Here is an 8,128-nt window from a genome sequence, read left to right as displayed (position 1 = left end):
GGTAGACGCGTACCCGGTCGCGGACCGGGCCGCCGAGCAAGTCGTACACCGGCGCGCCGAACGCCTTTCCACGGATGTCCCACAGCGCTTGATCGATTCCCGCGATGGCGCTCATCAGAACGGGACCGCCGCGGTAGAATCCGCCACGATACAGTCGTTGCCAGTGATCCTCAACCGGCATCGGATCCTCGCCGACCAAGTAGTCGTCCATCAGTTCCTCGACTGCGCCGCGGACCGTCTTTACACGACCCTCGACGACGGGTTCACCCCAACCGACGAGTCCGTCACTCGTCTCGATTCGAAGGAACAGCCAACGCGGCGGGACGGCGAACAGTTCGTAGTCCGTAATTCGCATGCCGGACTGTTGTCGCGGGCGGTGGTAGTGATTTTGGGTCGCGACAGACACCGCGAACGGAACGATTCAACACGTCGCGGCGGATACCGTCGGAGAACGGATGGACGCGTTTTGCTCGTGGAGCGGCGGCAAGGATAGCAGTCTGGCGTGGCATTTGGCGCTGGACGAGTACGACGTCTTGCGGTTCGTCACGATGATGGTCGACGGAGGGGACGACCGCGATGCCGGGTCGTACCACGAACTCGTCCAGCGACAGGCCCGCAGTGTCGGGACGACGCTCGTGCAACGACGGGTGACGTGGGAGACGTACGAGGAACAGTTCGAACACGTCCTCGAATCGCTCGACGAGGAGTACGGCGTGTTCGGAACCGTGGACGTCGATGCCGATAGGGAATGGGTCGAATCGATCTGCGACAGCACCGGCGTGACCCCGGTGTTTCCGCTCTGGGGTCGGGAACCGACCGCACTTTACCGGGAATTCCTCGACCGTGGGTTCGAGGCTCGCGTCGCGAAACTCGATTCGACGGAGATCGACGAACGATGGCTCGGACGACCGCTCGACGAGGCGTTTCTGAACCACCTGCACGAACGCGGTGTCCACCCGTTGGGCGAAGGTGGGGAGTACCACACCGTTACGGTCGATGGGCCGCCGTTCGAAACGCAGATCGACCTCGAACTCGTCGGCTCGAAGCGGCAAGGCGACGACATCGTCGCGACGTTCGAACTCGAACCGGGGGACACACGAGATAGCCAAACGTAAAGCGCTCGCCTTCGATACGCGAACCATGGACGAATTCGAGAGCCTCAAAGGCTTTTACGACCGCTACCCGGAGGAGTGGGCGGCGTGGCGCGAACTCGTGGACACCGTCGAGGCGACGGCCCGCGAGTTCGGGTTCCGCGAGATCGACGCGCCGAGCGTCGAACCCACCGACCTCTTTCGGGTGAAGTCGGGCGACGAAATCGTGGAACAGACCTACAGCTTCAAGGACAAGGGCGGACGCGAAGTCACGCTCATCCCCGAACAGACGCCGACTCGCTCGCGGTTGGTTCAACAGCGAAAGGACCTCGGCACGCCGATCAAGTGGTTCGACACCTCGAAACGCTGGCGCTACGAAGCGGTCCAGAAGGGACGCGACCGCGAGTTCTTCCAGACCGACATCGACATCTTCGGCGTCGAATCGGTCGAGGCGGACGCGGAGATTATCGCCTGTGCTGCCACCATCTACGAGAAACTCGGTGTCGCCGACTCGGTGGAGTTCAGGCTGAACGACCGACAACTGCTGGACGCCTTGCTCAACGCGATGGACGTGGAGGGAAGTAAGGACGTAATGCGCGTCATCGACAAGAAAGAAAAGATCAGCCGCGAGGAGTTCCTCGACAACCTCGAACTCGAAGGCGTGGACCGCGAAACCGCCGAGGAGATCGACGAACTCACCGCCATCAGCGGAGACATGGAGAGCGCACTGGTCGAACTCTCGAACAAAGCACCCGAGGACGATAGGGCTGACGACGCGATCGACCGCATGCACGACCTCTACGACGTGCTTTCGGCCTACGGCGTCGAGTCGGTGTGCACCTTCGACCTCTCCATTGTGCGCGGGATGGACTACTACACCGGTCTCGTCTTCGAGGCGTTTTCGACCGAGAGCGACCTCCGCGCGCTGTTCGGTGGCGGTAGATACGACCACCTCATCGAGCAGTTCGGGAGCCGCGAGGTTCCGGCAATCGGGTTCGCGTTCGGCTACTCCACGACGATGCAGTTGTTGAAGGAACTGGACCAGTGGCCCGACGAGGCACTGTCGACCGACGCCTACGTGTTGACGATTTCCGATTCCGTGCGCGAAATCGGGATGGAGTACGCGAAGGGACTGCGTGCGGAAGGGCTAACCGTCGAAACCGATCTCACGGGACGAAGCGTCGGCGAGCAGTTCGGCTACGCCGACCGCATCAACGCAGCGTACACCGTCGTCGTCGGTGAACGAGACCTGAATGAGGGCGTCGTCACGGTCCAAAACATGGACTCCGGCGAGGAAGAACAGGTACCGAAGGACGAGGTCATCTCGGAAGTCCTCGATCGACTGTAGGGTTGTTTCCCTCTTTTTCTTTGGCCGGGAATCGACCGACAGCGCTGTCCGATGGTGATGGCGTCAGCGATTCCAAAGATTCACTACCAAGTTATACCACTTGGGAATAGATATAGTAGCATGGTGTTCAGTGACCATCTCCTCACGAAGGGGAGCGACCTGTGGGAGGAGCAGAAAGCACATCCATTCGTCGTCGAACTGGCGAACGGAACGCTCGAAGCGGATGCGTTCCGTCATTGGGTAGAGCAGGATTATCGCTACCTGCTCGATTACGCTCGCGTGTTCGCCGTCGCAGGTTGCAAAGCACGCGACGAGGCGACGATGACCCACGCGTTCGATGTCGCACACACGATTCTCGCGGACGAAATGGAGTTACATCGGTCGTTCGCCGCCGACTACGGAATTTCCCGTGCCGAACTCGAAGCGGTTCAAAAAACGCCGACGTGTCTCGCGTACACGAACTACCTGCTGCGAACGGCCTACGAGAGAACACTCGCCGAACTCGCAGCGGCCGTCTACCCGTGCGGTCAGGGATATCTCGATGTCGCGGAGCACATGGCAACCATCGCGGACGGAGAGCACCGATACACGCCGTTCATCGAGAAGTATACGAGCGACGAATTTCGTGACTCCGTCGCATGGATGCGAACGTTCGTGGACCGACAAGCGGACGAATCACCGGGAATGCATGATGCGATGGAGAATGTGTTTTTGACGAGTACGCGCCTCGAAACGGCATTTTGGGGAATGGCGTACGACGGAGAAACGTGGTAGCGTTCGTGGGGCAGAACTATCAAAACTAGCAAACCCGACAAAAATAGAAAATCCATCAAAACCATCAAAACTATCAAAACCATCAGATGCGCCAAAACGGGGTAGTCACCTCGGCGGTTTACTTTCACTTAGCTGTATTTCCGTATGCGGCCGAAAACGGACGATAACGGGGAAGAACGCCACGAATGAATGGGATTTACTTTCACCACGGATAAGGCTCGAAGTTTTTTGAAGAATGGTCGTATGCCAGCGTATGGGTGTCCACGACATCGACGGCCCGATCACGAAGTGGCGCTACACGTGCCCGAACGGCCACACCAGTTGGGAGACGACGAACAGCCATTTCTGGTGTCACCAGTGTAGTCGGCTACCCGGAATGGACGCCGAATTTTGGAAGCTGCATGATAGAAAGACGGGCGAGCGCCTCGCGCGCGAGAAGGTAAGTATCCATGGCTAAATCCGAGTGGCAGAACACGGGCGATATCGTTCGACGTGGCGTGTGGAATCGACACACGGACTCGAAGCGATACTGCCGAAACCCCAATTGTGGAAACGAACACGTCGATCCCGCGTTCGCACGGACGATGGGGACCGAAGACGGCATCGTCTATGCCTGTCCCAAGTGTACCCGTTGGGCGGCGCTAAAACGCGGTGCCGCCGCGGATCCGACGATCGAACATCGTGTCGATAGGGAATGGCGTTGACGCCGTCGAACACCGGCTTTGGCACCTACACGGTTCATCAGTAGGACGAGTCGAGTTCACTTTCACCCCGAGTAAGAACAACGGCTTTTCGCGACTGTCATCTCCCGTGTGTCCACGGATTTCGTTTCCACGATGGCGGGTGACGAGAGCCGCCCATCATTCGAAATCGATACCCGTGATCTCGAACCGCGAGCCGCCCGTACCGCCCTCGTAGACCTCGATTTCCCAGCCGTGCGCTTCGACGATCTGTTGAACGATGGAGAGACCGAGACCGGTTCCGTTGTCCGTCGTGTAGCCGCTTTTGAACACTAGGTCGCGCTCGTCCGGATCGATTCCGGAACCGTCATCGACGATACAGACACCGTTCGAAATGCGTTTGACGTGAACCGTAACGTCCCGGCTGACGTGCTCGATGGCGTTTCGAAACAGGTTTTCGAAAACCTGACTCAACCTGTCGATATCGGCCGAGATCTCACCCTCGACGTTCTCCAACACGAGGGTTGCCTCGGGCGGAGCGATACGCGACCACGCGTTCTCGACGATATCGTAAAACTTGGTGATTTCCTTGTCGTTGAGCGCGTCGGGTTTGCGTGCGAGGTCCAGCATTTCGTTTATCATTCGCTCCATTCGGTCGAGCGCACCACGAACCTCATCGAACGCGTCCTCCGAGTCTTCCATCTCCGCGACACGAAGATATCCCTGTGCGATTCCGAGTGGATTACGAAGTTCGTGAGCAAGCATGCTAGCGAACTCGTCGAGACGTTCGTTCTGCCGCTGGAGTTCCTGCTTTCGCCGCTTGTGCTCGGTTACATCTCGGATGATACCGATGATTTCGGGTATCTCCTCGTCGAATCGCATCAGAGTGGTATTGATTTCCGCGTATCGTGTTTCCCCATCCGGCGTCATGTACGTCACCGAGTAGGGCGAGGGGTCGGGATTTCGCCCTTGGCCACGCATGTCGGCGGCGAGCCTGTCGAGCGAATCGTTGGGGAACGCGTCGATACTCTCCAACCGTTCGCCAAGCACGGTCGACCGAGTGAGTCCTGAGACACGGCAAAACGCGTCGTTGACTGCCTCGATTCTGCCATCAGCATCGAGAACGAAGACCGGGTCAGGGGCGGTCTGAAACAACGTTCGAAACCGCTCTTCGCTCTGTTCTTTCTCCCGCTCGATTTCGACCGATAGTCGTCGACGTTCGAGCAACCCATCCAATCGCGCCTGCAAAACTGCCTTCTCGATGGGTGTCGTGATGGCTTCGTCGACTCCCTGCCACACTTCCGGTGTCCGTGCGGGGGACGTCGTCGACGTGACGAGCAGATAGGGGAGAAACGTGGGAAGTGCGGCTTGCTTTTTGCGTTCGAGTCCATCACGATGTCGGCTGAACGATGCCTCGTCGACGATACAGAGGTCAAACGACACATTGAGACCGTTCTCCGGGAGAACGACTTCGTATTCGGACGTGAGCCAGTCGGCCAACAGTCGACGGTTCCGTCGATGATCGATGAGCAACAGAACACTTCCCTTCGAAACGGACTCGGTCTCCTGTGCTGTCCTATTTTCGCTCATGGTTGTCGTTTCCAGCTGGACGTCAACGAATGAGATCGGTGAGGTGTGGAGAGTAGTGAATGAGCGACGGACGAAACGACCCATAGTTGTGTCCAAGATGGAAACATGATAGACATCCTCTTCCTATCAAATTCGGGATCATTATTCATAATTCTGTCGAATAATCCAACGCGGCATCTTTTTGACTAAAACCGTCAGTTATTCGTCTCCGATGCGTCGTTCTGTTTTGCGGACTCCATCAACTTGGAGCCGGATCTGTTGCGGTTGTGGAACTCCGCGCGGAGGTCATCGTCGTCCAAATCCATTGCCGTGGACGAAAGTTCGTTTCGAAGCGATACCAACTGTGTTTCGAGAGCGACGTAATCCTCGTTTTGCGAGAGCTCGTTCGCTTCCTTTCGATCCTCCAACGCGGCCCGTTTCGACGACAGAGAGAGAAACTGCTGTACCTGTGAGTCGTACGCCGAGCGGGTTTCGAGTGAGGAGACGATCTCTCGAAGTTGCTCCGGATCAGAAACCGGTTTGCAGATGTAATCGTCGAATCCGAGTTCAAGGATGTCGAAATCGGGTTCGACCGCAGTTACCATCGCAACTCGACAATCGATCGATAGCTCACGGATTTTGTCGAGGACTTCCTGACCGGAGTAGTCCGGCATGCGACGATCTAGGAGGACGACATCGACGGAATCGTCGATTTTATCTAGCGCTTCAGTCCCGTTGTACGCCTTCCGAACGTCGTAGGAATCTTCAAGCCACCGAGCATGCAAGTCCGTGATCGCATGCTCATCGTCAACAATGAGAACAGTTGGCTCGTCAGACATTGGTTACGTGGTGTTTCACTGCCATTGCTATATCAAACGTAGCGATATCAATTATACGTTGGCAGTGACTTCGAATATAATGCATGAACTACACTCACTCGTCTTGCAATCAATAGACGGATGGACTCCATTTTGATAAAAGCTTTTCGATAATAGTGCCGAAGATGGGAGAAAACGGCCGGGAGAGGCACCGATAGCTACAATATTGCCGACACCATGCATGGGATAGAGAAATGAGCGTTTTGACCGAGTTCGTCGTGCCAGCAGAGGAGTTCATCCTCCACGAAACACTGCGACGAGTTTCCGCGATTCATGTCGAGATCGAGCGTGTCGTTGCGGACAGCGAATATGTAACTCCGTACTTCTGGGCGAGTGGAGAGACGTTCGAATCGTTCGAACGTGCAATTGAAGACGACATAACTGTCGGATCTTTAACTGTTCTGGAAGAGCACGACGACGAACGATTTTACCGGGTTTCATGGCGCCAGCGTACTGGAACAGTCGGTCACGCCGTCTCGAAACTGAAAGCCAGTATCCTCGAAGCGACCAGCGATGGAAAGGACTGGTTTCTCAAACTGCTGTTTCCAAGTGAATCGTCACTGACGGAGTTTCACGATTACTGTGAAAACTACGATCTCTCGTTTCAGTTGACCCGACTCTACGAATCTCGACACCCGAACGCGTTCGGGAAATATGAAGTGACGCCGAAACAACGGGAAGCCCTCGTGACTGCGCTCGATTCCGGTTACTTCAACGTTCCCCGCGAGGTAACGTTGGAACACGTCGCTGGCGAACTCGATATCTCACCGAACGCACTTTCGACGCGATTGCGACGCGGGCACGCAAATCTTATCACGAACACGTTACGTCACGACGGATGACCCTGCATTTGCAAGCCAATACTTTTTGATAACCGGGTCGCTAATAAAGGATGGTAATAGTCACACACTGGCTTTAGGGTAGGCTGATGTATGGCTTAAAACGAACACGGGTTGTCGGTAACAACTCGCAGGTATGAACGACGATAGACGGGTACGGAACATTGGGGTAAGCACGTATTTACCTCCATGTCTATCCATGTCACTTCGAAGATATCCTCGACAGTTACGCCGAAAAAACCGGAACGACAATATTTGGGCCCCACAATTCACGAATCGGATACTGTCAAAGTTATCATCGCTTCGACAATTGGAAATGCAAACGTATATCAGAGGATAGTGTAGGAGAACAATACATTAATATCAAGTCGCAGTGTATTCAATATGATAGATGCTATCCAGAATATAGAAGTGAAAGAATATATTGAGAAATGGAATAAATGAACGTTCGCAAGATAGAAGAAGACCTTCAAGGAGCGTCAAACGTTCTCGTCCTTGCTCCCCTCACCCCTGATGGCAATCGGGCGCACATGGAGCTTGTAGCTTCGATGCGGCCCGAAAATCTCAGTTTGGCAACTGTTACCTACACCCAACCGCCGGGACAGTGGCTCGAAGATTGGCAACGGAGTGTCGGGGCAGCACCAGGGGAAGTACGGTTCATCCATGCGAGTGGAATGGCCCAGTCCGAGACGTATGACGAGCAAACTCCCGATTACGTGACGACGGAGGTCGTTGACCCGACCGACCCGATGGAGATCATCGTTCCACTGAGTGACCGTCTGAAGGAGTGGACGGACGGAGAAACGCAACCAGTAGTATCAGTACAAACTCTGACAGTTCTCCTCGAATATGTCGATTTTGATACTGCATTTCGCTATCTCCACATACTTACACACCGAATACAAGCAGCAGGGGCGGTCGGATATTTCCAGATGGATCCCGATATCCA

Annotated in this window: 9 protein-coding genes and 1 pseudogene; 7 read left to right on the top strand and 3 right to left on the bottom strand. The window is 55.7% G+C overall.

The features are described from left to right. A pseudogene (locus WBV42_RS00800) lies at positions 1-355 on the bottom strand (galactonate dehydratase); the annotation flags it as partial. A 100-nt stretch (positions 356-455) separates the two neighbouring features. On the opposite strand from WBV42_RS00800, the gene WBV42_RS00795 reads away from it, so the two are divergent. From WBV42_RS00795 to WBV42_RS00775, 5 genes are all read left to right on the top strand, one after another. Next, positions 456-1,115 (top strand): diphthine--ammonia ligase, encoded by a 660-nt coding sequence (locus WBV42_RS00795; protein WP_423984352.1) that lies wholly within the window; start codon positions 456-458, stop codon positions 1,113-1,115. Between the two features lie 25 nt (positions 1,116-1,140). Then, on the top strand, positions 1,141-2,439 hold the full coding sequence (gene hisS, locus WBV42_RS00790; RefSeq protein ID WP_423984351.1) for a histidine--tRNA ligase: 1,299 nt from the start codon (positions 1,141-1,143) through the stop codon (positions 2,437-2,439). A gap of 120 nt (positions 2,440-2,559) precedes the next feature. Beyond that, positions 2,560-3,213, top strand: a complete 654-nt coding sequence (gene tenA / locus WBV42_RS00785; protein ID WP_423984350.1) for a thiaminase II — start codon at positions 2,560-2,562, stop codon at positions 3,211-3,213. 253 nt (positions 3,214-3,466) lie between these two features. Continuing rightward, positions 3,467-3,670: a hypothetical protein gene (locus WBV42_RS00780; protein WP_066139072.1), complete on the top strand. Its 204-nt coding sequence runs from the start codon at positions 3,467-3,469 to the stop codon at positions 3,668-3,670. Beyond that, the gene (locus tag WBV42_RS00775; protein WP_423984349.1) at positions 3,663-3,917 is read left to right on the top strand and encodes a DUF7563 family protein; all 255 of its coding nucleotides are present in this window, start codon (positions 3,663-3,665) and stop codon (positions 3,915-3,917) included. Before WBV42_RS00780 ends, WBV42_RS00775 begins: the two co-directional genes overlap by 8 nt. A 156-nt stretch (positions 3,918-4,073) precedes the next feature. Here WBV42_RS00775 and WBV42_RS00770 read toward each other — a convergent pair whose 3' ends face one another. Further along, the gene (locus tag WBV42_RS00770) at positions 4,074-5,483 is read right to left on the bottom strand and encodes a PAS domain S-box protein (protein WP_423984348.1); all 1,410 of its coding nucleotides are present in this window, start codon (positions 5,481-5,483) and stop codon (positions 4,074-4,076) included. A gap of 194 nt (positions 5,484-5,677) precedes the next feature. Continuing rightward, positions 5,678-6,301, bottom strand: coding sequence for a response regulator transcription factor (locus WBV42_RS00765; protein ID WP_423984347.1), 624 nt, complete (start codon positions 6,299-6,301; stop codon positions 5,678-5,680). Between the two features lie 233 nt (positions 6,302-6,534). Here WBV42_RS00765 and WBV42_RS00760 point away from each other — a divergent pair, with 233 nt between their 5' ends. Both WBV42_RS00760 and WBV42_RS00755 read left to right on the top strand, forming a co-directional pair. Beyond that, positions 6,535-7,182, top strand: coding sequence for a helix-turn-helix domain-containing protein (locus WBV42_RS00760; RefSeq protein ID WP_423984346.1), 648 nt, complete (start codon positions 6,535-6,537; stop codon positions 7,180-7,182). 437 nt (positions 7,183-7,619) lie between these two features. Further along, positions 7,620-8,128 (top strand): DUF7504 family protein (locus tag WBV42_RS00755; RefSeq protein WP_423984345.1); only part of this gene is annotated, 509 nt, incomplete at its 3' end.

This window comes from Haladaptatus sp., assembly GCF_049589095.1.
GTDB lineage: Archaea > Halobacteriota > Halobacteria > Halobacteriales > Haladaptataceae > Haladaptatus.
The sequence above is the reverse complement of the archived record's forward strand: the minus strand, read 5'-3'. Positions and strand labels throughout refer to the sequence as shown.

What these genes read in the sequence shown, in the direction of transcription:
- WBV42_RS00775 (WP_423984349.1), top strand. Translation starts at nt 3,663, where the DNA reads ATGGCTAAATCCGAGTGGCAGAACACGGGCGATATCGTTCGACGTGGC.
- hisS (WP_423984351.1), top strand. Translation starts at nt 1,141, where the DNA reads ATGGACGAATTCGAGAGCCTCAAAGGCTTTTACGACCGCTACCCGGAG.
- WBV42_RS00770 (WP_423984348.1), bottom strand. Translation starts at nt 5,483, where the DNA reads ATGAGCGAAAATAGGACAGCACAGGAGACCGAGTCCGTTTCGAAGGGA.
- WBV42_RS00760 (WP_423984346.1), top strand. Translation starts at nt 6,535, where the DNA reads ATGAGCGTTTTGACCGAGTTCGTCGTGCCAGCAGAGGAGTTCATCCTC.
- WBV42_RS00765 (WP_423984347.1), bottom strand. Translation starts at nt 6,301, where the DNA reads ATGTCTGACGAGCCAACTGTTCTCATTGTTGACGATGAGCATGCGATC.
- WBV42_RS00795 (WP_423984352.1), top strand. Translation starts at nt 456, where the DNA reads ATGGACGCGTTTTGCTCGTGGAGCGGCGGCAAGGATAGCAGTCTGGCG.
- WBV42_RS00780 (WP_066139072.1), top strand. Translation starts at nt 3,467, where the DNA reads ATGGGTGTCCACGACATCGACGGCCCGATCACGAAGTGGCGCTACACG.
- tenA (WP_423984350.1), top strand. Translation starts at nt 2,560, where the DNA reads ATGGTGTTCAGTGACCATCTCCTCACGAAGGGGAGCGACCTGTGGGAG.